Source organism: Alteromonas marina (assembly GCF_000808575.1).
Lineage (GTDB): Bacteria > Pseudomonadota > Gammaproteobacteria > Enterobacterales > Alteromonadaceae > Alteromonas > Alteromonas marina_A.
Window position 1 is genome coordinate 105,496 of the sequence record NZ_JWLW01000023.1, and the last position, 23,702, is coordinate 129,197.

Consider the following 23,702-nt stretch of genomic DNA (forward strand, 5'->3'; position numbering starts at 1 on the left):
CAGTTAGGATATTGAACGGCCAGACAGTAACACCTATGCAGCTTCGCTTGGTTAGGACTTATATGTAGACTTAACTAGGCATACCCAAAGCGCTATTATTCAAAGGGCTATTTTTCAAAGGGCTTTGGGCCAAATAGACCGCTAAAAGCGAATAGCCTGCAAAAAGAGCGTGATCATTTAAGCAGGCAGCACTTCAGCTATTTTCTTACGATGTGCGTGGCACAGAGCTTGTTGCCCGCTGGGTCTCGCAGATAAGCAAGATACAGTTGGCGTTCCCCATTGCCTCGAATACCCGGTGGGTCCTCGCATGGCACGCCCCCATTCTCGCTTCCTACTTTATGCCATTCATCAACGATGTCTGGTGTTCGAGCGGCAAGGCCGAGTGTGGTGCCATTACCGTGTGTGGCAGCCTCTCCGTTAATCGGCTTTGTTAGCGCTAAAATACCTTTCGGCGTATAGTAAAAAACCCGTCCGTATTCATCAAAAACGCCTGGTTCGTATCCTAATACTCCTAAAATAGCATCGTAGAATTTTTTTGATGCTTCAAGGTCGTTCGCACCAATCATTACGTGGCTAAACATAGCTGTGTCCTCTGAAAATAGTAGGGCCAATTCCCTTTTATCAAAGTTAGGTTATATGTGTTTCGCTACTTACCCTTTGCTAACGCTTTAGGGAGCTAATGCAAAATCTACCGCAGCTGAAGCATGGATAGCGGTAGTATCGTATAACTTAACTTTGGTGTGATGTTGTTGAACTAATAAGGCAATTTCTGTGCAGCCTAAAATGATGCCTTCAGCACCCTCGGCCGCCAGTTCATTTATAATGTCAATATACGCGTTACGGGATTCAACACAAATCACGCCCTTGCATAATTGTTCATAAATAATGTTATGAACCGTGTTACGTTGTTGGTCATTTGGAATAACAACTTCAATGCCAAACATCTCTTCAAGGCGCGATGTGTAAAAGGTTTGTTCCATGGTGAAACGGGTGCCCAGTAGCCCAACTTTCTTAACCCTATCTTGTTGCAACACGCACCCCGTAGCGTCGGCAATGTGAATAAGTGGAATGGTGATCTTCTGCTCTATGTCAGCTGCTACCTTGTGCATGGTATTGGTACAAATTAATATGGCTTTTGCACCCGCAGTTTCTAAATGCTTCGCCTCGCGGATCAGTATATCGGCGGTTTTATCCCATTCGCCTTTATGTTGAAGCTGCTCTATGTGGGCAAAGTCAACGCTGCTTATTATCAGCGGTGCGCTGTGAAGGCCGCCAAGTCGAGCGTTTACACCACGGTTTATGGCTTGATAGTAACTGACCGTTGATTCCCAACTCATTCCGCCAAGCAGGCCCAGCTTCTTTGTTGTATTCACCACAGCTCCTTTTTATTTTGTTAGGCACTTTGCGCAACCTCTAATCTACCTGTAACCCGAGACAAGCGCTAGGCGAACATAAATGAACGGGAGACAGCTGCGCAATGTAGAGTATGGCGTATGGGTGAAACTGAGAGCAATCTGACTGGCTTACATAAAGAATAGGGCAAGAAGGTATGGCGTAGAGCCGGAAGTAATCAGAATTTATGCGGTGGCTTTTTGTTTTTTATAAACGAAAAACGCTGAATAAAAATTCCCCAGTAACCCAACATGGCGATAGCGAAACCGACAAATAATATAAGAAGGCTCAGGTAATGCAGCGTGATATGAAGTTCACTTAAGGTGAACAACAGCAAGACGCCGACAACGAAAATAGATAGACCTATTTTGAATAGTTGCCAGCTTTTGTGAATGTCTTGCTTTAGCATGAGATAGTTATCGAGATATGCACTTAGGCAAGTGCAATATTACGCTTAGTAGTAAGAGTGCTCACCCGCCTGGTGCTCAGTCGCATCGCGCACGCCCTTGAGCTCGCCAGCGAATTGCTCGATCATTTGCTTCTCGATACCTTCTTTAAGCGTTACGTCTACCATTGAGCAACCATTGCAGCCGCCGCCGAACTGGAGTATGGCATAGCCGTCGTCAGTCAGTTCTGTCAATACAACATTGCCACCATGGCTCGCCAACTGAGGATTGATTTCCGATTCAATCATATAGTTGATTCGCTCAATTAATGGTGCGTCGTCAGACACTTTACGCGCTTTAGCGTTAGGTGCTTTTAGGGTTAACTGTGAGCCCATTTGATCGGTAACGTAGTCAATTTCCGCTTCCTCTAAATAAGGCGCGCTTTCTTCATCTACAACCGCATCGAAACCATTAAATGGCAAACGGGTATCCGTCTCTTCAACCGCGTCTGGTGGGCAATAGGACACGCCACACTCAGCCGACGAAGTGCCTGGATTTACGACGAACACACGAATATTCGTGCCAGACTCTTGTTTACTCAACAGTTTTACGAAGTGAGCCTGGGCTTCTTCTGATATAGTTATCATCAGCAAGTCCTACATATTTTGAAATTTGGATTATTGTATCAAATTTACCTGAGTAAAACAGTCGGGTATTAATTAAATAAATTATTCCAGTGAATCGAATTTGTTGAGAGGCGTGCACGTTGCCACTATTCTCAACCATAACAACAAGACGGGAAGCGCTATGTTCGCGAAATTGCATTACACCGCCAAAAAGAATCCATTCTCACTCGTTTCATTTTTAGCCCTTGGTACCATCGCCTTTGGGGCAACAGCCAGTCAGAAATCATTAGCACAACCCGCCTCTGCTTCAACAGTTACTATTGCACCTGATGTAGGCGGGCAGCCGGTGACAGCATACTTACCTGACACGGTATCCTACAACCCAGCTATTCCCACGCCTGAATCGATACTAGGCGCCAACATTGGCGAGTGGCATGTGCGTCACGACCAAGTCGTCAATTATATGAAGCTACTTGCCGAGAAGTCTGACCGTATCACCATTGAAGAAACCGGCCGTACTCACGAAAACCGCCCACTTCTGTTACTAACAATCACAGCGCCCTCAAATAGAAACAATATTGAGGCGATGAGGCAGCAACACATCGATGCAATGGAAAGCGGCAAGAAAGTAGGTGGCGATGCTCCCCTTATCTTTTACATGGGCTACAGTATTCACGGTAACGAGCCTTCCGGTACCAATGCTTCACTTGCGTTGGCTTATTATTTGGCCGCGGCTGAAGGTAAAGAAATTGATGCCTTGTTGAATAACAATATTGTGCTGTTTGATCCGTCTTTCAACCCCGATGGACTTTCTCGATTCGCTCAGTGGGCAAATATGCACAAGGGCAGGCAGCTGGTTTCTGACAGTCGACACCGTGAACACGATGAGGGGTGGCCGTCAGGTAGAACAAATCACTACTGGTTCGATTTAAACCGCGACTGGCTATTGCTGGCGCACCCAGAGTCGCAGGCGCGAATTAAACAGTTTCATAAATGGCGCCCACATATACTCACCGATTTTCATGAAATGGGGACAGACAGCACCTATTTTTTCCAGCCTGGTGTGCGCTCGCGTAAAAATCCACTGACGCCTGATGAGAACGTAACGCTAACAGAAGCGCTTGCCCAGTATCACGCTGCCGCGTTTGATGAGCAAGGGGAGCTCTATTTTACCCAAGAAGCATTTGACGACTTCTACGCAGGCAAAGGCTCGACCTATCCAGATTTACACGGCAGTGTGGGTATTCTTTTTGAGCAAGCAAGCTCACGAGGGCATCTTCAAGACTCTATTAATGGCAAGCTTGCGTTTAAAGATACCATAGCAAATCAAATTACCACGTCTTTAAGCACTTTTAGAGGCGCATTGGCAAATAAGGCCGCTATTCTCGATTATCAATCGGGTTTTGTGAAAAGCACGCTGTCTTTGGCTAAAGACGATGCGCAAGCGGGGTTTGTCGTTAGTGCATCTAATGATCCTGCTCGATTTAATGCATTCCTTGCCCTTCTTGAGCAGCATCATATTCAATACGACGTGCTAACAAAGAACTTTGATGTTAACAAGGTTAGCTATAAGGCAGGAAAAGCGATTTATATTCCTACCAATCAAGCTCAATACCGCTTAGTAAAGTCTATTTTCTCTACTCAAACCTCGTTTGAAAACAATACGTTCTACGATGTTTCTACATGGAATTTAGCCTTGGCGTTTAATTTAGATTATGCGCCGTTAGATAAGGGCGATGCGAGAAGCCTCGAGCTAAATGACAACACCGCACTTAAGCAATTACCGTTCAATGATATTCAGCCTAACGCTTATGCTTACGCGTTCTCATGGCAGCACTATTATGCACCTGCCATGCTTCAAACATTGCTTGAAGCAGGCGTGAAGGTCCGCAGTAGTGAAGAAGCGTTTTCCGCTATTAAATACGATGGCAACAGCATTGAGCTTCAGCCTGGCAGCATAGTTGTACCAAAAGGACTGGGTCAGCCAGAAAACTTGGCGGCCGTTTTGCGCGATGCGCAACAGCAACTTCAGGTGCCTGTATTTAGTTTGCGCAGTGGGTTAACACCCACAGGGCACGATTTGGGTAGCCGAAGCATGGCACCCGTTACCTTGCCACAAGTATTGATTGTGGGAGGCGAAGGTACTAGCGAGTACGAAGTCGGGGAAATGTGGCATTACTTCGATACAAAGGTAGGGTTGCCTGCCAGTATTGTTGAGCAACAACATTTACTCAAGGCGCTTAGTGATCCTAGTATCAACTACACACATATTTTGTTTCCAAGCGGACGCTATAGTTTTACGGAAAGCGACAGAGCAAAAATTGAAGACTGGGTAAAAGCCGGTGGCGTGATCGTGGGGCAGAAATCCGCGTTGCGTTATTTCGGTCAACATAAATGGTTAGACATAGAAATTGTTAGTCGAGAGAGTATTGATAACGCGTTCGATGAAAGCGAACTCAGCTATAAAGATGGCGCATCGCTATACGCCAGAAAGTTGGTGGCTGGCGCTGTGTTTGAAGCCAATATCGACAATACTCACCCGCTATTTTACGGCTATGATGACGATACTCTGCCTATGTTTAAAACCAACAATATGATAGTGGAGGCAAGTAACTCACCTTTTGTTACGCCTGCACGCTACACCGACGAGCCTCTTATGGCAGGGTTTAGTGATGACGCAATGGTTGCGCTAATGGCTGAATCAACTGCTGTGACGACTCAAAAAATGGGTCGCGGCGTTGTCATTGGCTTTACCGACAATACGCAGTTTAGAGGGTACTGGTATGGCACGAACAAGATGCTGGCTAATGCAATCTACCAATCGCACTTTATTCGCTAAATAAGTTTGAAACGCGCGGCGAAATGCCGCGCTTTTCAGTATCACCGCTTCTGAGCACTAGGCTTTCTGACACAGACTGCTTTTAGGCGGAGGCGTAAATGCCGCTACCCACACCTGAATGTGTAAATTTGGATAGCGTTTTTTGAGCCTTTTACTCAATGTATTCACGGTCACGCCGGTGGTGAGTACATCATCGACAATTGCAACGCTGAAGTTGCAGCCATCTTTATTACCTTGCGCTATCGCTATCTCATCATCGATACACTGCGTCGATAGGCTGAATACACGGCTTGCGTTTTCGGCTCTCGCCATTTTTGATAAGTGATGCTGCACGCTAAAGCCCCGTCGTTTGGCCCACGACTGGTTAACTGGAATATTCAGCTCACTGCTTATGCTTTCACACAGAAGCGTAGCCTGATTGTAGTGCCGTGTAGCAAGTCGCCATGCACTAATTGGCACCGGAAGCAGCACATTGGGCACTGATAAAGTGCACTGTCGCATTTTATGGACAAACCAGTTACTTAATACTTTTCCTGCCGTAAGGGAATGCGTAAACTTTAACTGGTGAACCAGCGATGACATTGGCCACGTATGAAGTCCCAAAACGCGTAACGCGTCATAGTGGCTATGCTTGACGTGGCCTGCCACAGGGCCATATTGAAGTAAGTTACTTCCGTGCAACGTGGCATCGAAAAAAAATATGTCATCTTCACACCAGTGACATACTGGCGTAGGACTTGCCTGATAACATAGCAAGCATGAAAGGTTCATAGTGTTGATTCCATCAACTTCCTTGAATTGTCGAGCGTCGACCTGTTTTCATTATTTCGTGTTGCCTCAAAAACACGTGACTGCCTAAGGAGGTGTAAATGGAAAGTTTGCATACAAACGGCGAGCTTGTCACCCGTACTCAGGGTACAGGCGTAGATGTGGTATTTCTTCATGGTTGGGGTATGAACAGCGGAGCGTTCACATCCTTTATTCCTTATTTAAGCGATAATTTTCGCGTCACCACCATAGATCTTCCTGGGTTTGGGGAAAATGCAGAGTTCGTCCCGTCACCGTATAACGTGGAAACATTGGCTCAATCCATTGTGAACCAGCTTCCAAACCAGTGTGTGTTGGTTGGGTGGTCATTAGGTGGCCTAGTTGCGCAAAAGTTAGCGCTGTTAGCACCAGAAAAACTTACCGGACTGGTAACGATTGCTTCAACACCTCGATTTATAGCAGGGCCTTGTTGGCCGGGTATTGCTGCAGATTTACTTTCAATGTTCGAGACTCAGCTTGAAAAGAACTATCAGAAAACACTGGAACGTTTTTTGGCAATTCAAGCGATGGGCAGCGAAACGGCAAAGCAGGATATTAAGGCGATCAGAGAACAGGTAACCCAATTCCCAGATCCCGCCGAGGAAGCGCTTAAGAAAGGTTTACGCATATTGTCTACTGAAGACATGCGCCAAGACGTGGGACGAATAACTACACCCACGTTACGATTGTATGGCAGGTTAGATAGTCTAGTGCCGACCAGCGGAATAGATCGTATATGTGAGCTACATCCGCAGGCCGATACCGTTGTTCTGCCTCATGCGTCGCATGCGCCGTTTATTTCACATCCTCAGCAAACTGCTGACATTCTATTTCGCTTTGCCGCTGGCATTTATCAGCAAAAGGCGTCTTAAAACAGTGATGACATGAAGCTTCAAACCGCGGCTTGCTGATTGTTTGAAGCTTTTCTTATCTTTGACAGCCTAATAAAAATCGCCTGCTTACAATAAGTTAATGACAGGGTGTGATACATGTCTTTCCATTTGTGTGAAATTGGTTAATAATTGCACATGAGAGGTTAGGGGTAGTGTATGACAAGTGTTGATGGTTTAGGTGCAGGCTCTGCATTTGCAGCGGCTCAATATGGTTTACAAAATGCCAGCGACGGAATTTCGCAGGCAGCATCAAATATCGCTCAGCGAACTGCTGAGGATGCGGTAGCACCCGCTCAACCTATTGCGACCAATACCGACACAATAAACACGTCATCGAATTCAACGTCTACCTCCACGCGTCTCACCGACGACTTAATTGCGCTCAATGTAAACGAACGTAATGCCCAAGCCTCTGCCAAAGTATTAGGTGTTGCCGATGAGATGCTTGGTACCATCATAGACGTGCTTGCGTAGGTGGAACAGTTACGGTGAATATCGTTACACCAATCCTTAACGCCATTGCTTATCCCACGGCGAACATAAATACAGAGTCTGCACGTAGAGATAATGTGCAGCGTGAAACTATTCCTCAAGCGTCAGATTCCCAGCAAGGGGCTTCTCAAAAAGGCTTGGGGTCAGAAGCCGATAAAGCGAAGAGCCCCGGCCAGCCGCCAGCTCCTGTCACCTATGAACGTCCACAGATACAAACCGAGCTTCAAGCAGCCTTCCAAAACGTATTTGGGCAAGAGAAAGACAATGCGCAAGACGAGAGTGCTGGTAAACAAGACGCGAAAGACAGGCAGCAAGAGCAACAAGAGAAGCAAGACGCGGCTGAAATTGAACAGCTAAAAGCCCGGGATCAGGAAGTAAGAGTTCACGAGCAAGCGCATGCTTCAACAGGCGGTCAGTACGCCGGTGCACCACAATATGAATACACCACAGGCCCTGACAATAAACGCTATGTGACCGATGGCGAAGTGTCTATTGATGTTTCAGAAGAAAAAACGCCTGAGGAAACACTGAAAAAAATGGAGCAGGTGCGCGCAGCCGCTCTTGCCCCAGCTGAACCATCATCACAAGATTTAAAAGTGGCTGCAGAGGCTTCTCAAAAAGCCACAGAGGCCCGTAGTGAGATCGCCAAAGGCGCAGCTGAGGGAACGTCGACGAATAGTGCTACAAGTGTTTCAGATAGCGACCTAGTTGCAGATGCTGACGATAGTGACCAGCAGGACATCGACACTAATTCAACAAAAGGCGCTGACGTAAATACTATTTTAGATGCTCAGTCTACACTAGCAATCGCTTCTTCTGAACAAGCTGTTGAGGCCAGTGGTGCTGACTTTATGCAGGCTCGAATAGGCCGCATTCAAAATGCGTATTTGCAAGCTTACACTCCGTCTAGAGAGGGTCTATCATTTCAAGCATGATAACGTGTAATTAGTCTTGTCTGCCTCGTGTTACTCCAACGATTTAGCCCATCACAACCTTAGCTAAACCATTAGAGAAGTACTTTCATTTATTCAACATCCTTCCCAGTTAGCAGGCTTTAATAATCCAGTATTGCCTTTGTAAACGGATATTTAGGTGAGCCGCCAGTGATGTCTGAAAGTACCGAGTTCATGGTATCTACGTCGCTATCGAAGCCACCATGGGACGTGGCGGCGGTGGCATCACCTACTTTCCCCTCACTGTACTTAAACGTCACGCTAGGCAGCGGCTGATTAAACACAGCCATACCTAATAAGGGCATCTCTGGTTTGGATTCAAACGCATTTGATACCAAATAGAGCAACGACTTTTGGTAAATGCGCGCCACGTGGTCATCTTTTTCCAACGCTTCAGATAAGTTGTAAACCGTAGTCGATTCAATATGTTTACCTTCTATAAGCGCAGAGAGCTTTTCGTTGAACAAGGGGTAGCTGATGGCTGGGGCCAATAAGTGTAGACCTTTAACCTTTATGCTTTCATCTACTTTACACAGTCTAGATAAGCTGTGAGCATGAAAGATAGAGCCAGCAGAATGCCCTACAACATGCAGCTTAATATCTGAATTGTCTTTCAAGTAGGCGGCCAATTGTGTTAGAAAATACGTACCATCGGACGTGGTACGGGTAAAGGGCGTGCAAGCGTCTGATTTCATTTCACGCCAAAGTGCACCACCTACTTTGCGCGTCGCCCATTCCAGAATGCGGTCGGTATAATCAGTGAAAGCCCCAACTTTATTGCTAATCTCTTTATTCTTAAAGCCCAGAATATCTTTGAGTTCTTCTAGCATACCCGTGTCGTACATGAAGTGAATGGGATAAATATCGTTTTTAAGGAAGGTGTCTTTCATGGCTGCAATGCGTTTAGCCGAAGCTTTTATGCTATTTAAGCCGCCGTGTGCATATAACATTACATGACGATGGTTACTGTCAGAAAGTTTTTCAATAATGGCATCGACGTGGTTTTTATTGCTCCAATATTTGCTTCTGGTGTCAAAGTGTCCGTCGTCGAAATGAATGAAGTGATCTTGAATGCTCACCCGTGGTGTGGAGCGAGAAAACAAACCCTGTGCAATAGAGCGCGTAGCCTGATGGTAAGTCCCTGAGCCTGAAATAGGAAGCGCAAGTTGAACAACCCACGCATCCATAACGTTTAACGCCCAGTCGTCGTACCGCCAAAGTGCCAACCCTGACTTTTTCCAATTCGTACCCCAAGAGTTTTGGATCCAAAAACCTTCGTCGTTATAGCCAACAATGGCAAACGCGTGGCCGCCCATGGGTTCAGGCCTTAAATTTATTGCATCACCTTCGCTATCTTTCCAGCCTTCATGAATTCTGGCAGAAACAAAGATCACGCCCACTTCGTTAAGTGCCGCATGAAAATCGCTAATTTCTCGTTCAATACGGTAGTACGCACCTAGCCTGTGATTGCTGGCATTGTTAGCAATAGCTAGGGTCATTTCAAATTCGTTGCTGTGCTTAATATCTTCAGTTAGTGAGTCGTTACATACGCCACTGTTGTACCACCCCTTAATTGCACCGCGGCAGCTAGAGCCTTCATACGCTTCACCTAACCACTCATCATGACGTTTAGCCATGGCATAAAGCATCCACGGGCTAACTGTATGTTTTCGGCCTTGCTGACGGTAAATGAAATTAATGGTAGCGGCCAATGCAAAGCCCGTACATGCCCCTTCTTTACCTTGGTCTAAAATAACCAAATTGCCTGGCGGGTCGATAAAAGGCTTAAGTGGCGTAAGATTAGGTTGGTAATAACGATCCCGAAGGTCGGGGTAATCGGCGCTGACATTCAGCATATTTTTTGAGACAGGCGAGTTCATAAAATCATCCTTTGATGAGGGCAGATAATCTTTGCTGTACAGTTGGATGATTACGCTCGTACACCAAAGGTTAGTGGCCCTTAGCTCATTACGGTTGTCCGAAAGTGCTGCCTTGAAAAAGGCTGTGGTCAAATGAGCGACATTACCTTCGCTAAACGTTAAGGCACTAAAAGCATGTCAACGGCCTCGCTAAACGCTAACAACATACGAACTTCGGTTTCGGTGTGACCCACACCTTTTCACTGTTTCGGTATTTTGTAGTTTGACACTTTTTATTCAAGAGTATCAGGGTGCATGAATTTCCATGCGTCCCATCTAATGTAACACAAACTAATGTAGCAAAAACGGCAGTTAAAATGGAAGTGCGATACGAAAAGGGCGTGTTAGTGAACTAACACGCCCTTTTGTAAACAAGAGTAAGTAATGGTTAAGCGCTACCGTTTACTTTTTCGCTTTAGCAAAGGCATCGGCAAAGGCGTTTCCCATAGCGCTATTTTGAGGTTGGCTATTGCGATTGCCGCCACCCTGATTTGAACGAGGGTTTGCTTTCGCGTTAGCACGCCCAGCCCCTTTACTTTGTGGTTTTCCTGCTGCTGGTTTGCCGCCTGCATTATTGCTTTGACTCGGTGTATCGTCTAAGCGCATGGTGAAGGAAATACGCTTGCGCGGTACGTCTACTTCAAGCACTTTTACTTTAACGATATCGCCCGCTTTGACCACCTCGCGAGGGTCTGAGATAAACTTGTTAGTCAGTGCTGAAATATGCACCAGTCCATCTTGATGCACACCTACATCAACGAACGCACCAAAGTTGGCCACGTTGCTTACCACGCCCTCTAAAATCATACCTGGTTTAAGGTCGTTAATGGTTTCAACGCCTTCTTTAAACGCGGCAGTTTTAAACTCTGGACGAGGATCGCGGCCTGGTTTATCCAGCTCTTTTAGAATGTCTTTAACCGTTGGCAAACCGAATGCGTCGCTGGTAAAGGTGTCTGGCGACAGGCTTTTTAGAAGCTCGGTATTGCCGATGATGTCGTTAACCGCAACAGCGGTAGTATCAACAATCTTATCTACCACTGGGTATGCTTCTGGGTGAACCGCAGAGGCATCAAGTGGGTTGGTGCCGTTTACAATGCGAAGGAAGCCCGCCGCTTGCTCAAAGGCTTTAGGCCCTAAACGTTCTACTTTCAATAGCGCTTTACGGTCTGGGAAAGCACCGTTGGTGTCTCTGAAATTCACGATGTTGTGAGCTAGGGTTTTGTTTAAGCCCGATACATAGCTCAAAAGCGCGGGCGATGCAGTGTTTAAGTCAACGCCAACGGCGTTTACACAGTCTTCAATAACACGGTCTAGCGACTTGCCTAACTGGCTTTGGCTTACGTCATGCTGATATTGGCCTACACCAATAGCTTTAGGTTCAATTTTAACCAGCTCTGCCAGCGGGTCTTGCAAGCGTCGAGCGATAGACACTGCGCCGCGGATTGACACGTCAAGGTCAGGCAATTCTTTTGAAGCAAGCTCAGAGGCTGAATACACCGATGCACCCGCTTCACTGACCATAATTTTTTGTGCAGTAAGCTCGCTGTTGTTCTTGAGCATTTCGCCAACGAGTTTGTCTGTCTCGCGCGAACCAGTACCGTTGCCAATGCTGATTAAATCTACTTTGTATTGCTTGCACAACGTGGTGAGCGTGCGAATAGATTTATCCCACTGGTTTTGTGGCGCATGCGGGAAAATGGTGTTGGTTGCGACCACTTTTCCTGTGCTGTCTACGACCGCTACCTTAACGCCAGTTCTCAAACCTGGATCTAAACCCATAGTGGTTTTTGCACCTGCAGGTGCAGCCATCAACAGGTCGTTTAAGTTTTTAGCAAATACCTCAATGGCTTCTTCTTCTGCGCGTTCTCTAAGGGCGCTGAATAGCTCAGTTTCCATGTGTAAACCAATTTTGATTTTCCACGTCCACTGTACAACTTGAGCTAAGAAGTCATCTGCACCACGGCCGCGGTGCATAATATCGTAATGGCTGGCAATAATTTGTTCGCAATGCGACGGGCCGTTGTCTTCTGACTGCGGGTCGGCATCTAGCTGAATGTGAAGCATGCCTTCGTTGCGGCCTCTAAACATCGCCAACGCGCGGTGAGATGGTACATTCTTGTACTTCTCACTGTGTTCAAAATAGTCTTTATATTTGGCGGCTTCTTGTTCTTTACCTGATACAACGGAGCTTTTTACATGGGCGTTTTCAGTTAGGTACTTACGCACCTTTGCTAAGAGCGCGGCGTCTTCAGCGAAACGCTCCATTAAGATATAACGGGCACCTTCCAACGCTGCTTTAGCATCAGCAATACCAGTGTCTGTATTAACGTATTCGCTTGCTGCACTTTCAGCATCGGTATCTGGGGCAGAAAATAAGGTATCAGCTAAAGGTTCAAGGCCTGCTTCAATAGCAATCTGGCCTTTAGTGCGTCGACGGGGCTTGTACGGTAAGTACAAATCTTCCAGGGTAGTTTTGCTGTCAGCACTGGTGATACTGCTTTTAAGCTCGTCGGTTAGTTTGCCCTGTTCCTCGATAGATTTAAGGATTACATCGCGGCGCTCTTCAAGCTCTCGCAGGTAGGTTAAGCGCTGCTCTAAAGTACGCAGCTGCGTGTCATCAAGGCCTTGCGTCACTTCTTTTCGGTAGCGCGCGATAAAAGGTACGGTAGCCCCTTCATCAAGAAGTTTAACAGCGGCAGTTACTTGCGAAGGTTGAACGCTAAGTTCATCTGCAATTTTATTGATAATCATAAGTCGCTCTAAGATACTAATAATTCGCGTCAGGCAATGGCGAATAAACGGTGTGTGAAAGGCTTATATACACAGCGTCGGTAGTGAAAACAGGAGCGGTGAGTATATCACCGCGGTGTAGGGTAAGTCGTCTGATCATTGTGTTACAAAAGGGTGATTAAATGAGGCATATTAGTAGTCACAGTTTGTCCGTTGCGTCGTACCAAATACGGTTTATCCACCATTCTTTCGTGCCCGTCTCGGTTTTTACAACAAACTCATCGTCTTCTTCTTTGCCAAGCAGTGCTCGGGCCATCGGAGAGTCGATAGAAATGTAATCCTTTCGGCCGAAAATTTCGTCGTAGCCCACGAGCCTAAGTTCCATCACCTTGCCCGCTTCGTTTTCAATTTCAACCCAGGCACCAAAGAAGACTTTTCCCTCTTGCTGTGGATCGTAGTCCACAACCTTCAGATTTTCCAAGCACTTGCGAAGGTAGCGTACACGGCGATCAATTTCCCGAAGCTTCTTCTTATTGTACTGGTAGTCGGCGTTCTCGCTTCTATCGCCTAGGCTCGCTGCCCAAGTTACCTTGCGAGTAATTTCAGGTCGTTCTTCACGCCACAAGAAATCCAGTTCTTGTTTAAGCTTTAAGTAGCCCTTTCGAGTGATAAGCGGTGTTTTCACAATGTCCTATAAATTATCCAGATAATTACCTTACTTTATGTGGGTAATAAGGCAAAACGCAATCTTTCTGTTAGTCAAAAAGTGACAAAAGAGACAGATTGAATAATTATTGAACATAAACCTTTTGCTTAGTGTCATAGTATAAATAATAACCAAACCATTAGGGGAAATGAATGCGTAATAGAATGCCTGTGTTGAACCGTCGAAGGTCGGGGAGCGATCCGCTTCAAACCAGCGGCACTATCATAGGTTTTATGCTGTTTTTAAGCGGCGCGCTGTTATTGTTGTATGCCTTACTTGATATAGTTGTCCGCTTAAATAGTGTACGAACTGTGATATACCTTATCTTAGCGTGTGCCATGTATAAAGTGGGGCACTCACTGCTTAATCACTTTGCGACGTTTAAAGTCCATACGGAAAGACGACGCGCACCTAACCGTTAAAACCTTTAGTTTTAAGCCCCAATTTTTAAGGTTTAATTGTTCCTAAAAACCTTTGTTATTGCCGTGAAATATCTAAATTTTAGGCTAAACTTAAAGTGTAATTCGAGGCACCAAGCATATTGAATAACCCATTTTACTATCTGGGTACGCGCGTGGTGAAAATCCACTAGCTCGTAGGGAAAAGGTAAGCAAGGATCACGCTGACTCACTAAAACAAAAAAGCCGACGCATAGCGTCGGCTTTCTCTTTTCTAAAGCTCTAGCTTATTCAGCTGGCGCTTCGGCTTCAGGCTTAACCACTTCTAGTAGCTCAACGTCAAAAATAAGCGTTGAGTTAGGCGTGATAGCACCTGTTGAGCGCGCGCCGTATGCAAGCTCAGATGGAATGTGGAAGCGGTATTTCGCGCCTTCTTTCATCAGCTGTACGCCTTCCGTCCAACCCGCGATTACGCGATTAAGTGGAAATTCAGCTGGCTCGCCACGCTTGTAAGATGAGTCGAACTCTGTGCCATCTAACAAGGTGCCTCGGTAGTGAACTTTAACCATGTCTGTCGCTTCTGGGCTTGCGCCTTCGCCTTCTTCAAGTACTTCGTACTGAAGACCAGACTCTGTTGTCGTCACTCCTTCTTTCTTACCATTTTCTTCTAGGTAAGCAAGACCTGCTTCAATGTTTTTCTCTGCAGCTTGTTCAGCCATTTCTTGCTGCTTAGCGCGAAGTACTTCTTCGCCTTGTTGAGCGATTTGCTGAATTTGCTCTGGCGTAAACTTAAGTGTGTCGTTTAGACCGTCTTTAAAGCCTTGTTGTAGCGCATCTTGGTCTAGGGTTAAACCAAGCTGCTCTTGTTGTTCGGCACGGTTGCTAACAAACAAGCCCATGCTTGCGCCCATGGCGTAAGCTTGCTTTTGCGTATCTGTCATTTCTTCTGCTGAAACAGAAGTTGTTTTTGCACTATCAGCGCTTGTAGAAGCGGCCTCATCAGATGTGTTTGGCTGGCAAGCGAAAAGGCCTAGCGCAGCGATAGTAGATAAGGCAACGAGCGACTTCTGCATAAAAACGTCTCCATTAATTATTATCATCATGCGTCTATGTCTATACTGCTGCATCTAAGGCAGTGTGCACGATAGTTAAAGATGCGTGATCCATGCTATGTTAAACCTAGCGTTAACAAAGCGAAACCCATTTGATTATGTTTAGGCCTCAAATGTTCCAAAGAATAGTGTTACTCATCGTACTTATTGGCAATTCCGTGGGATGTTCTGTCCCTGATACTACGCCAATACAGCAGTGGCGTCATGTAGAAGAAGGTGCATACGCGGCAGATATTTCTACCGACGGCACACTAGCGGTGGTGTCTGGTGTGAATAATGGGGTAAATGTATGGCGAATGGGACAAAGTGAGCCCCTTTATCACTGGAGCCACCAAGGTGAAGGCGATAACCTCGTTATGTCAGTGCACATTAGCGCCGACAAAAGCTATGTTGTGACCGCTGACCGCGAGGCGTTTGCCTTATGGAGTCTGGAGACCGGCGAGCCTGAAGGTTTTTGGCGCATTGACGAGTCATCAATTAGAGATGTGGTGGTTACCAATAATGGTAACGGCATATTGGTGGCGCGCTCAAATGGCAAAGTTATGTACTTTGAACCTCGTACTTCGCGTCGACTAGAGTTTTTAGGGCATCAAGAAAAGGTTAACTCCATTGATATTTCCCCTAACGGTAAGTTCGCATTGACGGGGGGCAACGATTACATAGCGTATTTATGGAGCACTGACACTGGGCAAATAATTCATACATTCACCCACCCCACGCGAGTAACAAAAGTAGCGCTTGATGATGAAGGCCGCTTTGCTTTTACTGCGGACAGCCAGAGCAAGTCGCAAGTGTGGAATGTGCAAACCGGGCAGCCTGTGGCATCCCTCAAATATGCAGCGCGTCAGAAAATCTTCACAGACGTTGAGTTTTCCAAAGACGGCCAGTTTTTACTAACGGGTTCTCCGGCTCGAAAAGTTTACCTATGGGATTTGAAAACGGGCGAACAAGTGCAATCCATACAGGTTGCTTCAAGAGAGTCAATTTCACCGCCTACCGCTGTTGTATATGGCGTCGCCTTCCTCCCCAATGATAATATATTGTCCATAAGCAGTAGTGGCCTTGCCGAAGAATGGCAACGAGAGAGATAGAGAATTTACATGACAGATAAGAGCGCTGAGCATTTACAACAGCAAATAGATAGCGCGAATAGCTATATCGAAGAGCTTCAAACTAAAGTTGCGTTTCAGGAGCACACCATTGAGGCGCTAAACGATGCGCTGTCTTCGCAACAAAAGCAGCTTGACGATTTAGCCTTTAAAGTACGCCATGTCGTTGACCGCGTGAAGTCTATCGAGCCGTCTAATATTGCTAAGCAGTCAGAAGAAACCCCGCCCCCGCATTACTAGAACAGTTGAAGCGCACTAGTAATTGCAGCGCGGTATTCATTTGGATCACGTCCATTGGCGATGACACATATTGCGGGGCGCTCATCGTGGGGAGAGGCCTGTGAAGACATCAAAGGAACTTCGTTGATGTGCAGTAGTGTTAAAAAAACATCACGCTAGTTCATCTTGTTATGAGTTAGGCGAAGTCTTCATTTAGCCAGAATATACATTTGAATTACACTTGCGCCCCGATACAAAGGCTTCAGCAAAAAGAAGCCTTTTTTACTATTTAAGAGAGTGAGTTATGAGCGATTTTGATATGGATGCGTTTGATAGCATCGATTTTGACTCTGTTGAGCAGTCAGTAGCAGAGAAACAGGCTGAAAAAGACAAGCAAGAGAGTCAAGAGATTGAAGGTATGCGCGACGGCGCCAACGACTGTGGCGATAGCTGTACTATTTAAGCGCGCTCAGCGGCGAGGGCTCTTAATTTTCAGAGCCTTCCGGCGCTTCCAACTTATCCAGCTCGAGTCTATCCAACTCTATACTTTTCTCCACATCGCCGTTAAAAGCTTCGATAAATGCATTTTTTAAAATCGCAGTAAATGCCTCCCATGTTTGGGTGTCAGGGCTTGATAAATCGCCTTCAACAGGAATGCGTGTGGCAATTTGGTCTTCGCTTTGGTTTTCAAACAGTTCGGTGACAAACGCGGAAATGGCTTCGATACTGCCTTCAATAAAACCATCGCCGTCACGTTCAATGTCACCCTTCCAAGAAAATACCTCCACATTATGCAAAATGGGTTTGATATAGCCTTTTATTTTCCCTTCATTAGACGCCACTTCAGCCGCAAGCGTGAGGGTACCGGCTTCCAGATCAAACGGTGCGTAGGTATCAAGCAGGTTCTTAAAGTTCACTAGTCCAACGTTGTCAGCTTGAATATCAACGTCAAATGTGGGGGCTGTTGTTGCGGGGTTGAGTTTAGCGTTTAAGGATATCGTGCCCTGCTGTGCCGTTTGTCCTTGCGCTTTGGCCGTTGCTACACGTGAGTCTGACAAGTTATCGCTATTCACCAAGTTATTCACTTCAAGCTGAATATCATGAAGCGCAATGTCGATAGCCGGAGAAGTCTCGGGGTTGTGGAAAGCGACTTTTCCTTGGTTAATAGTTAGCTTATCGATGCGTAACGGGAAGAGTTGGTCGGCGATAGATAACCAGTTTTCATCCTTACCAGACTGGCTTCTCTCCTCCGTGTTGCCGTCTACAAAATTAATCTCGGGGGAATTAACAATGACTTTTCCTACCGCTGCACCTTTGAAAAGCTGTGACCATGAAAGCGTAAACTCCACATAGTCAGCTTTAAATAGCGGCCTATCTACTTGCCCGTTCGCCTTATAAAGCAAAACATGTTCTAAACTATATGCGCCACGCCATAGCATTAAATCTACATCGCCCACGCGGCCGTTATACTCTTTTGACTGACTCAGCGTCGTGTTGATGTATGACGCTGCGGCGTAAGGCAAGTAAAGTCTTATGGCAATAAGCGTAAGCAACAAGGCTATAAGGACATAGCAGGCACGTTTTTTAGCATGTTTCATATTTCACTCCTTTGCGAAGGAAATACAAAAATTATGCCTGAGCAACCTCTTTCGTTAGGTAACGAGGATACCCAGCGTTGGCGTGGCATGAAGAGACGTTTGCAAAAAGCCTGAGCACAGCGTTGTAAGGTGTTACACAGGCTTAACGGTAAGATTTACTGAGACGTGGGTAGGAATGTTAGTGGGGTTTAAAGATGCCAATCACATTTTCGTTTGAGCGTGTGGCGGCACTCACCTTTTCATCGGTTTGCGCTTCATTGTATCCACACGCAACGCACTCCAACTTTTCTACGTTATTTTCAAAATATAACGAAATCGTATCTAGCTCTTGGCATTTTGGGCACGTAGCCCCTGCAACAAAGCGGCGTTTTACACGTTTTGACATACATACACCTTTGAAGAATTTCGCGATTATTATACCTTGAAATGGTAAGTGTTGATCAGCTTTTACCTTAAGTTTTTGATATTATACGCGCCCTAGTTTGTTCCATCACAGGTTACTCATGATAAAGCTTTCAAATGTATCGCTACTTCGCGGTCGAAAAATGTTGCTAGAAGAGGCGTCGGCGCAGGTTTTTCCAGGCCACAAAGTAGCGCTGATTGGCAGCAACGGCTGCGGAAAGTCCACGCTTTTTGCACTGCTGAGAAGTGAGTTAAGTGTTGATGCTGGCGACTGCAGCGTACCGAGTGACTGGCGAATTGTAAGCGTGGCACAGGAAACGCCAGCAACTGACCGGACCGCGATAGACTATGTGGTGGACGGTGACAAACATTTACGTAATCTACAGGCGCAATTAGCAGCCGCTGAAAAAAGCGGCGACGGTGTAGAGATTGGCCAAATTCACGGGCAGCTCGAGCAAGCGGGAGCGTACGACGTGGAAGCTCGCGCAGCGACCATTCTGTCGGGTCTGGGGTTTACCAATGTGCAGTTAAGCGCACCAGTTAGCGATTTTTCAGGCGGCTGGCGTATGCGCCTAAACCTAGCTCAAGCGCTGCTTTGTCCTTCAGACTTACTGCTACTTGATGAACCTACTAACCACTTAGACTTAGACGCCGTCATTTGGCTAGAGAAATGGCTTCAACGCTATGCGGGAACGCTGTTGCTGATTTCGCACGATAAAGCCTTTATCGACAACACGGTTGCGCAAATTATCAGTGTTGAACAACAGAAGCTTATCACCTACACCGGTAACTACTCGTCTTACGAAACCCAGCGCGCTGAACGTATTCGCTTGCAAAACATTGAATATGAAAAGCAGCAGCAAAAAGTAGCGCATCTCAATTCGTTTATTACCCGGTTTAAAGCTAAAGCGAGTAAAGCAAAGCAAGCGCAAAGTCGTATTAAGCAGTTGGAGAAAATGGAAACCTTGTTGCCAGCCCATATGGCAAGCCCATTTAGCTTTTCTTTTGCGCCGCCGTCGGCACTGCCAAACCCGCTTGTGCAAATGGAAAAGATACAGCTGGGTTACGACGACCATATTGTGCTGCAACAGGTGAAACTCAATTTAGTACCTGGCAGCAGAATAGGTCTTCTAGGTCGAAACGGGCAGGGTAAGTCTACGCTAATCAAACTATTGGCGGGTGTGCATGCGCCAAAACAAGGTATCTTTAATACCGCAAAAGGCTTAAAGATTGGTTACTTTGCTCAGCATCAGTTAGAAACATTAGATGCTAACGCTACTCCGCTTCTTCATTTGCAGCGCATTGACGAAAAAGCCACCGAGCAGCAACTTCGCGACTATCTGGGCGGATTTGGATTTAATGGCGATGAAGCGTTAGCGCCCGTGGCACCTATGTCGGGCGGTGAAAAGGCGCGCTTAGTATTGGCGTTAATTGTTTATCAGAAGCCTAACTTATTGCTGCTGGATGAGCCTACCAACCACTTAGATTTGGAAATGCGCCATGCGCTAAATATCGCGCTTCAAGGTTTTGAAGGCGCCATGGTACTGGTCTCGCACGACCGCTTCTTACTCTCCTCGGTATGTGAGGATTTCTATTTGGTAGACAGTGGCGAAGTTGAACCATTTAAAGGCGACTTGGACGACTATCGCGACTGGATTTTAAAGCAGCAGGCAGCGGAAAAAGCCAAGGCCAACAGCGACGCCAAAAACGAAGAGCTACAAGAGACTGGCGCGCAGAGTAAGCCGGAACGCAAATTAGATCGTAAAGAAGAAAAACGCCGTGAAGCCGAGTTTAGGCAAAGGGTTGCGCCACTTAAAAAAGCCATTGAAAAACACGAAAAAGCCATGGAGAAATGTGGTGCTGCTTTGGCTGAGGTGGAGGCGTCACTTGCCGATACTTCGCTTTACAGCGAAGACAAAAAAGCGCAGCTTATGGGCTTACTCGACAAACAAACTCAGCTTAAGCAACAGCTTGAAGAAGAAGAGATGGCATGGCTAGATGCCCAAGAGCAAATTGAGCTAAAGCGAGAAGAGTATGACAATGCCAACGCCTAATATCGAAAACCGCGCGTTTTGGGAGTATAGCGTTTCTCGCTATACCAAAGGTGATATGGCTCCCCTTGCGCTTTTACTGCAAGACAACCACAAGGTTAATGTAAACGTTCTCTTGCTGATTTGCTGGTGTTTAGAGAATAATGTCATCATTAATTTGCCACAGCTTAAGGCAGTGATTGCGGCATCAAGTGCGACCGAAGAAAAGTTACAGTATCACCGTGCAAGGCGAAAGGCTGCGAGCCCTGAAAAAGGCGGAGACCAAGCAGAATATGACGCACTCAAAGCACAAGAGCTAGAGCTTGAAAGACAGCAGCAGCACGATATTGTTGCGTCGTTCAATGAGCAGCCAGTCACGCATCTGGGTCAGGGGCAATCTGTATCGTCTAACGTATTTAACGCGTCTATCGCAGCGTTTATAAATGCATACGGACTGCGAGACAACAACGAGGCGCGCCAACTAGTGAGCCTAGTGGTTAACCAACTATCGTAAAAACACAATAAGAAAATAAAATGAGTAAATCAGCGCTATCGCACGGAAAGATAATAAAAAGCAGCTTTAAGGTGCCAGGGTGGGCGAAGAACCGTCATGTGCAAACCATATGGCCGCGTTTTATTCAAAAGCGGTTGCCTTTGTCTTACGACATGGAGCGTCTCACATTACCCGATGACGACTTCGTCGATGTGGCGTGGGGGCCAAAACCGCAGGAAACATCGGGTATCGTGGTGATGTTTCACGGTTTAGAAGGCAGCATTAAGTCGCATTACGCGAACGATATGATGGCGCAACTGTCAGTAAACGGTTGGCAGGTGGTGATGATGCACTATCGCGGCTGTAGCGGCGTGCCAAACTTAAAAGCGCGGGCGTATCACAGTGGAGAAACAGAAGACCCCAGCTTTTTCTTAGAGTGGCTTCACGATAAATTTCCAAGAATACCTAAAGTGGCCATCGGCTTTTCCCTTGGCGGCAACATGCTATTGAAACTGTTGGGCGAAAACCCTGCGCAAAAGTGGCTTAAGGCAGCAATTGCCATTTCTTCACCTCTTAAACTTTCTGAATGCGCTAAATCAATTAACCAGGGTTTTTCTCGCGTATATCAAAAGTATTTACTTACTAGCATGAAAGATACGCTGCGTAAGAAAATGGAGTACATCGATTATCGCAAGCTTATACAGCTAACAAAAAGTGATGTGGAAGAGATCACCAGCTTTACTCAATTCGACGAAAAGATCACAGCGCCGCTTCACGGCTTTGCTGACGCTCAAGACTACTATGAAAAGTGTAGTGCGTATCACTTTTTAAGCGCGATCCACTGCCCTACACTGGTATTGCATAGTATTGATGACCCCTTTATGAATCACTTAATTGTGCCTAAGGAAGAAGAGCTTGCGCGCAACGTTACCGTGGAGCTAAGTGAACGAGGCGGTCACGTTGGGTTCATGCAGGGTTCTATATTAAATCCTAAAGTATGGCTGCACGAACGGGTGAAGCGTTTTGTAAGTGAAGCCTTACCTGTAAATACTACGTGCCGTTATGTCAGTCGCTAATGTTGATGTCCTAATAATTTACCCAAACGCTTTTTATCAGGAGTGTGAATGATAATCCCCATTGACGCGCTAGAAGCCGATACGCTTTATAGCCTGGCTGAGTCTTTTGTTCTGCGAGAGGGCACGGACTACGGCGCTGAAGAAGTTGCGCTAGATGTGAAAGTGCAGCAAGTGTTAAACAGACTCAAATCGGGTGAGGCGGTGCTGGTCTATTCAGAGCTTCATGAAAGTGTAGATATCAAAAGAAAAGAAGATATTGAGCCCAGCGAAGCCATGGAATAAAGGCGAAGCGACAGATTAATAGACACAAAAAAAGCCGGGTCGAGCAACCCGGCTACCTACCTGAGGAGAGGAAGGCTTAAAACGCGTAACGTGCAGTTACCTGCATAATGTCTAAATCATCAATGATTCTGTAGTTTGCACCCACAGCCCATTGTGGCGTGATGTAATAGTTAGCGCCTACTCTAAATGTCGCTTCACCATCGTCTACATCGTAGTAGCCAACTTCACCCGCCAACTCTACCTGCTCTGTGATCATCGAGCGAAGGCCAGCATTAATGCTGTAACCTGTTTCGTCGTTTACGTCACCGTCGATACGCTCTAAGTTGGCACCAAAATACGCGTCTGTTGTCGCGTTAACAGGTAAACGGTAACCCGCACCTAGTGTCAGCATATCAAAGTCAAAGTTGCCCTCTTCAAAGAAGCTATACTCGCCGTTCAGGTACCAGTTGCTGTTCAATAGGTATTTACCGTTAACGGTTAAACCGTCTGGTTCAAAAGATTCATTGTCGTCAAAGTCCATTTTGGTGTAACCACCTTCTACGTAACGCCAGTCAGGCTTGTCGGCCATAGCTGTAAGAGGAAGTGTTGCCGCAGTTAGTGCTGCTGCAATAAGTGTGAATGATTTACGCATGTGATAACTCCTTAGTATGTTCAGTAACCCCCCTTACGTTGCTTCCGTCCATTTCAGACTTCCTGCAAAAATTGTTGTAAGGCGGCACGTTTATAGCGCGCTACAAAAGGCTACTTGGTTGATGAACACAAAGCCGTACTCGCCTTCATGCCATCTTTATTATTTCCGTTAAGAAATAGTGTCCGATTTATTTATCTACATGATGAATAGCAAAGCGTTTGCCAACTTCGTACTAAATCACTATTTTGATATGTCTTAATTTATCTATGTTGCTAATATTTATAGATAAAATACGTCTGGCTTTTTAGAGGCTACACATTTGAAATGTTCAAAATCAAAGTTTGATGTATTCCTAGTAAAACGTTGGCACACAAAACTGTCTCTAAAAAACAACAGTTATCCTTTTGTCTAACTCATCGGACATTTTTACAAGCCAGTGTTCTCCACTAATCCACAATGTGTGTGTTTGTAAAGTATTGTAAATTATAAAAAATATAAAAAATAACGGCGACTATTTCGTGTTGGAACAGCTTTTGCTCAAGTCATTATGAGTTATCCAATGTTCACTCAAGCCATTAGGCAAGGAATTCGGCTCTCGCGATATCCGCG

23 protein-coding genes are annotated in these 23,702 nt (G+C 46.0%); 12 read left to right on the forward strand and 11 right to left on the reverse strand.

The features are described 5' to 3' along the window. Nucleotides 1–197 precede the first annotated feature (197 nt). The 3 genes from RJ41_RS12735 to nfuA all read right to left on the reverse strand — a co-directional run bounded on the left by RJ41_RS12735 (nt 198) and on the right by nfuA (nt 2,425). Nucleotides 198–581 carry a VOC family protein gene (locus RJ41_RS12735; RefSeq protein WP_014951372.1) on the reverse strand — a complete coding sequence of 128 codons (384 nt, stop codon included), beginning with the start codon at nt 579–581 and terminating at the stop codon, nt 198–200. An 87-nt stretch (nt 582–668) separates the two neighbouring features. Continuing rightward, nucleotides 669–1,373 (reverse strand): aspartate/glutamate racemase family protein, encoded by a 705-nt coding sequence (locus RJ41_RS12740; RefSeq protein WP_084081872.1) that lies wholly within the window; start codon nt 1,371–1,373, stop codon nt 669–671. 473 nt (nt 1,374–1,846) lie between these two features. Beyond that, nucleotides 1,847–2,425, reverse strand: coding sequence for a Fe-S biogenesis protein NfuA (gene nfuA / locus RJ41_RS12750; RefSeq protein WP_039221404.1), 579 nt, complete (start codon nt 2,423–2,425; stop codon nt 1,847–1,849). A 160-nt stretch (nt 2,426–2,585) separates the two neighbouring features. On the opposite strand from nfuA, the gene RJ41_RS12755 reads away from it, so the two are divergent. After that, nucleotides 2,586–5,243 carry a M14 family zinc carboxypeptidase gene (locus RJ41_RS12755; protein WP_039221407.1) on the forward strand — a complete coding sequence of 886 codons (2,658 nt, stop codon included), beginning with the start codon at nt 2,586–2,588 and terminating at the stop codon, nt 5,241–5,243. A gap of 57 nt (nt 5,244–5,300) precedes the next feature. Here the strand turns inward: RJ41_RS12755 and RJ41_RS12760 are convergent, their stop codons facing one another. After that, entirely contained in the window at nt 5,301–6,014 is a 714-nt protein-coding gene (locus RJ41_RS12760; protein WP_039221410.1) for a ComF family protein, read from the reverse strand. Nucleotides 6,015–6,112: 98 nt separating this feature from the next. Here RJ41_RS12760 and bioH point away from each other — a divergent pair, with 98 nt between their 5' ends. From bioH to RJ41_RS12775, 3 genes are all read left to right on the forward strand, one after another. Further along, a complete protein-coding gene (gene bioH / locus RJ41_RS12765) occupies nt 6,113–6,922 on the forward strand; it encodes a pimeloyl-ACP methyl ester esterase BioH (RefSeq protein ID WP_039221412.1) in 810 nt (269 codons plus the stop codon). A gap of 177 nt (nt 6,923–7,099) precedes the next feature. Further along, nucleotides 7,100–7,417, forward strand: a complete 318-nt coding sequence (locus RJ41_RS12770) for a hypothetical protein (RefSeq protein ID WP_039221417.1) — start codon at nt 7,100–7,102, stop codon at nt 7,415–7,417. Between the two features lie 14 nt (nt 7,418–7,431). Next, complete coding sequence (locus RJ41_RS12775) at nt 7,432–8,370, forward strand: putative metalloprotease CJM1_0395 family protein (RefSeq protein WP_039221420.1); 939 nt, start codon at nt 7,432–7,434, stop codon at nt 8,368–8,370. Between the two features lie 119 nt (nt 8,371–8,489). On the opposite strand, the gene RJ41_RS12780 is transcribed toward RJ41_RS12775, so the two are convergent. The 3 genes from RJ41_RS12780 to greB all read right to left on the reverse strand — a co-directional run bounded on the left by RJ41_RS12780 (nt 8,490) and on the right by greB (nt 13,722). Continuing rightward, nucleotides 8,490–10,268, reverse strand: a complete 1,779-nt coding sequence (locus RJ41_RS12780) for a C1 family peptidase (RefSeq protein ID WP_039221422.1) — start codon at nt 10,266–10,268, stop codon at nt 8,490–8,492. Between the two features lie 441 nt (nt 10,269–10,709). Then, entirely contained in the window at nt 10,710–13,058 is a 2,349-nt protein-coding gene (locus RJ41_RS12785; RefSeq protein ID WP_039221425.1) for a Tex family protein, read from the reverse strand. Nucleotides 13,059–13,236: 178 nt separating this feature from the next. Then, a complete protein-coding gene (greB, locus tag RJ41_RS12790) occupies nt 13,237–13,722 on the reverse strand; it encodes a transcription elongation factor GreB (protein ID WP_039221428.1) in 486 nt (161 codons plus the stop codon). 173 nt (nt 13,723–13,895) lie between these two features. On the opposite strand from greB, the gene RJ41_RS12795 reads away from it, so the two are divergent. Further along, entirely contained in the window at nt 13,896–14,165 is a 270-nt protein-coding gene (locus RJ41_RS12795; RefSeq protein ID WP_179985024.1) for a hypothetical protein, read from the forward strand. A gap of 263 nt (nt 14,166–14,428) precedes the next feature. Here the strand turns inward: RJ41_RS12795 and fkpA are convergent, their stop codons facing one another. Then, nucleotides 14,429–15,214, reverse strand: a complete 786-nt coding sequence (gene fkpA / locus RJ41_RS12800) for an FKBP-type peptidyl-prolyl cis-trans isomerase (RefSeq protein WP_039221430.1) — start codon at nt 15,212–15,214, stop codon at nt 14,429–14,431. Nucleotides 15,215–15,411: 197 nt separating this feature from the next. On the opposite strand from fkpA, the gene RJ41_RS12805 reads away from it, so the two are divergent. From RJ41_RS12805 to RJ41_RS19185, 3 genes are all read left to right on the forward strand, one after another. Further along, a complete protein-coding gene (locus tag RJ41_RS12805; RefSeq protein WP_084081884.1) occupies nt 15,412–16,344 on the forward strand; it encodes a WD40 repeat domain-containing protein in 933 nt (310 codons plus the stop codon). Nucleotides 16,345–16,353: 9 nt separating this feature from the next. Next, the gene (locus tag RJ41_RS12810; protein WP_014980717.1) at nt 16,354–16,602 is read left to right on the forward strand and encodes a SlyX family protein; all 249 of its coding nucleotides are present in this window, start codon (nt 16,354–16,356) and stop codon (nt 16,600–16,602) included. Nucleotides 16,603–16,885: 283 nt separating this feature from the next. Continuing rightward, the gene (locus RJ41_RS19185) at nt 16,886–17,044 is read left to right on the forward strand and encodes a hypothetical protein (protein ID WP_012520154.1); all 159 of its coding nucleotides are present in this window, start codon (nt 16,886–16,888) and stop codon (nt 17,042–17,044) included. A gap of 22 nt (nt 17,045–17,066) precedes the next feature. Here RJ41_RS19185 and RJ41_RS12815 read toward each other — a convergent pair whose 3' ends face one another. Together RJ41_RS12815 and RJ41_RS12820 are read right to left on the reverse strand one after the other, a co-directional pair. Next, nucleotides 17,067–18,179 (reverse strand): DUF748 domain-containing protein, encoded by a 1,113-nt coding sequence (locus RJ41_RS12815; protein WP_039221432.1) that lies wholly within the window; start codon nt 18,177–18,179, stop codon nt 17,067–17,069. Nucleotides 18,180–18,357: 178 nt separating this feature from the next. After that, nucleotides 18,358–18,564 (reverse strand): YheV family putative zinc ribbon protein, encoded by a 207-nt coding sequence (locus tag RJ41_RS12820; RefSeq protein WP_012520152.1) that lies wholly within the window; start codon nt 18,562–18,564, stop codon nt 18,358–18,360. Nucleotides 18,565–18,682: 118 nt separating this feature from the next. Here RJ41_RS12820 and RJ41_RS12825 point away from each other — a divergent pair, with 118 nt between their 5' ends. From RJ41_RS12825 to RJ41_RS12840, 4 genes are read left to right on the forward strand one after another with little or no spacing between them, the layout of a single operon-like run. Next, complete coding sequence (locus RJ41_RS12825; protein ID WP_039221436.1) at nt 18,683–20,635, forward strand: ATP-binding cassette domain-containing protein; 1,953 nt, start codon at nt 18,683–18,685, stop codon at nt 20,633–20,635. Further along, entirely contained in the window at nt 20,616–21,125 is a 510-nt protein-coding gene (locus RJ41_RS12830) for a TIGR02444 family protein (protein ID WP_014977787.1), read from the forward strand. Before RJ41_RS12825 ends, RJ41_RS12830 begins: the two co-directional genes overlap by 20 nt. 20 nt (nt 21,126–21,145) lie before the next feature. After that, nucleotides 21,146–22,180, forward strand: a complete 1,035-nt coding sequence (locus RJ41_RS12835; RefSeq protein ID WP_039221438.1) for a hydrolase — start codon at nt 21,146–21,148, stop codon at nt 22,178–22,180. A 48-nt stretch (nt 22,181–22,228) separates the two neighbouring features. After that, nucleotides 22,229–22,462 (forward strand): YheU family protein, encoded by a 234-nt coding sequence (locus RJ41_RS12840; RefSeq protein WP_039221440.1) that lies wholly within the window; start codon nt 22,229–22,231, stop codon nt 22,460–22,462. 76 nt (nt 22,463–22,538) lie between these two features. Here RJ41_RS12840 and RJ41_RS12845 read toward each other — a convergent pair whose 3' ends face one another. Beyond that, nucleotides 22,539–23,093 carry an outer membrane beta-barrel protein gene (locus RJ41_RS12845; RefSeq protein WP_014977785.1) on the reverse strand — a complete coding sequence of 185 codons (555 nt, stop codon included), beginning with the start codon at nt 23,091–23,093 and terminating at the stop codon, nt 22,539–22,541. Nucleotides 23,094–23,702: the final 609 nt, after the last annotated feature.

Coding starts and splice junctions, on each gene's coding strand:
- RJ41_RS12735 (WP_014951372.1), bottom strand. CDS start 581: ATGTTTAGCCACGTAATGATTGGTGCGAACGACCTTGAAGCATCAAAA.
- nfuA (WP_039221404.1), bottom strand. CDS start 2,425: ATGATAACTATATCAGAAGAAGCCCAGGCTCACTTCGTAAAACTGTTG.
- RJ41_RS12755 (WP_039221407.1), top strand. CDS start 2,586: ATGTTCGCGAAATTGCATTACACCGCCAAAAAGAATCCATTCTCACTC.
- RJ41_RS12760 (WP_039221410.1), bottom strand. CDS start 6,014: ATGAACCTTTCATGCTTGCTATGTTATCAGGCAAGTCCTACGCCAGTA.
- bioH (WP_039221412.1), top strand. CDS start 6,113: ATGGAAAGTTTGCATACAAACGGCGAGCTTGTCACCCGTACTCAGGGT.
- RJ41_RS12770 (WP_039221417.1), top strand. CDS start 7,100: ATGACAAGTGTTGATGGTTTAGGTGCAGGCTCTGCATTTGCAGCGGCT.
- RJ41_RS12780 (WP_039221422.1), bottom strand. CDS start 10,268: ATGAACTCGCCTGTCTCAAAAAATATGCTGAATGTCAGCGCCGATTAC.
- RJ41_RS12785 (WP_039221425.1), bottom strand. CDS start 13,058: ATGATTATCAATAAAATTGCAGATGAACTTAGCGTTCAACCTTCGCAA.
- RJ41_RS12795 (WP_179985024.1), top strand. CDS start 13,896: ATGCGTAATAGAATGCCTGTGTTGAACCGTCGAAGGTCGGGGAGCGAT.
- fkpA (WP_039221430.1), bottom strand. CDS start 15,214: ATGCAGAAGTCGCTCGTTGCCTTATCTACTATCGCTGCGCTAGGCCTT.
- RJ41_RS12810 (WP_014980717.1), top strand. CDS start 16,354: ATGACAGATAAGAGCGCTGAGCATTTACAACAGCAAATAGATAGCGCG.
- RJ41_RS19185 (WP_012520154.1), top strand. CDS start 16,886: ATGAGCGATTTTGATATGGATGCGTTTGATAGCATCGATTTTGACTCT.
- RJ41_RS12815 (WP_039221432.1), bottom strand. CDS start 18,179: ATGAAACATGCTAAAAAACGTGCCTGCTATGTCCTTATAGCCTTGTTG.
- RJ41_RS12820 (WP_012520152.1), bottom strand. CDS start 18,564: ATGTCAAAACGTGTAAAACGCCGCTTTGTTGCAGGGGCTACGTGCCCA.
- RJ41_RS12825 (WP_039221436.1), top strand. CDS start 18,683: ATGATAAAGCTTTCAAATGTATCGCTACTTCGCGGTCGAAAAATGTTG.
- RJ41_RS12830 (WP_014977787.1), top strand. CDS start 20,616: ATGACAATGCCAACGCCTAATATCGAAAACCGCGCGTTTTGGGAGTAT.
- RJ41_RS12835 (WP_039221438.1), top strand. CDS start 21,146: ATGAGTAAATCAGCGCTATCGCACGGAAAGATAATAAAAAGCAGCTTT.
- RJ41_RS12840 (WP_039221440.1), top strand. CDS start 22,229: ATGATAATCCCCATTGACGCGCTAGAAGCCGATACGCTTTATAGCCTG.
- RJ41_RS12845 (WP_014977785.1), bottom strand. CDS start 23,093: ATGCGTAAATCATTCACACTTATTGCAGCAGCACTAACTGCGGCAACA.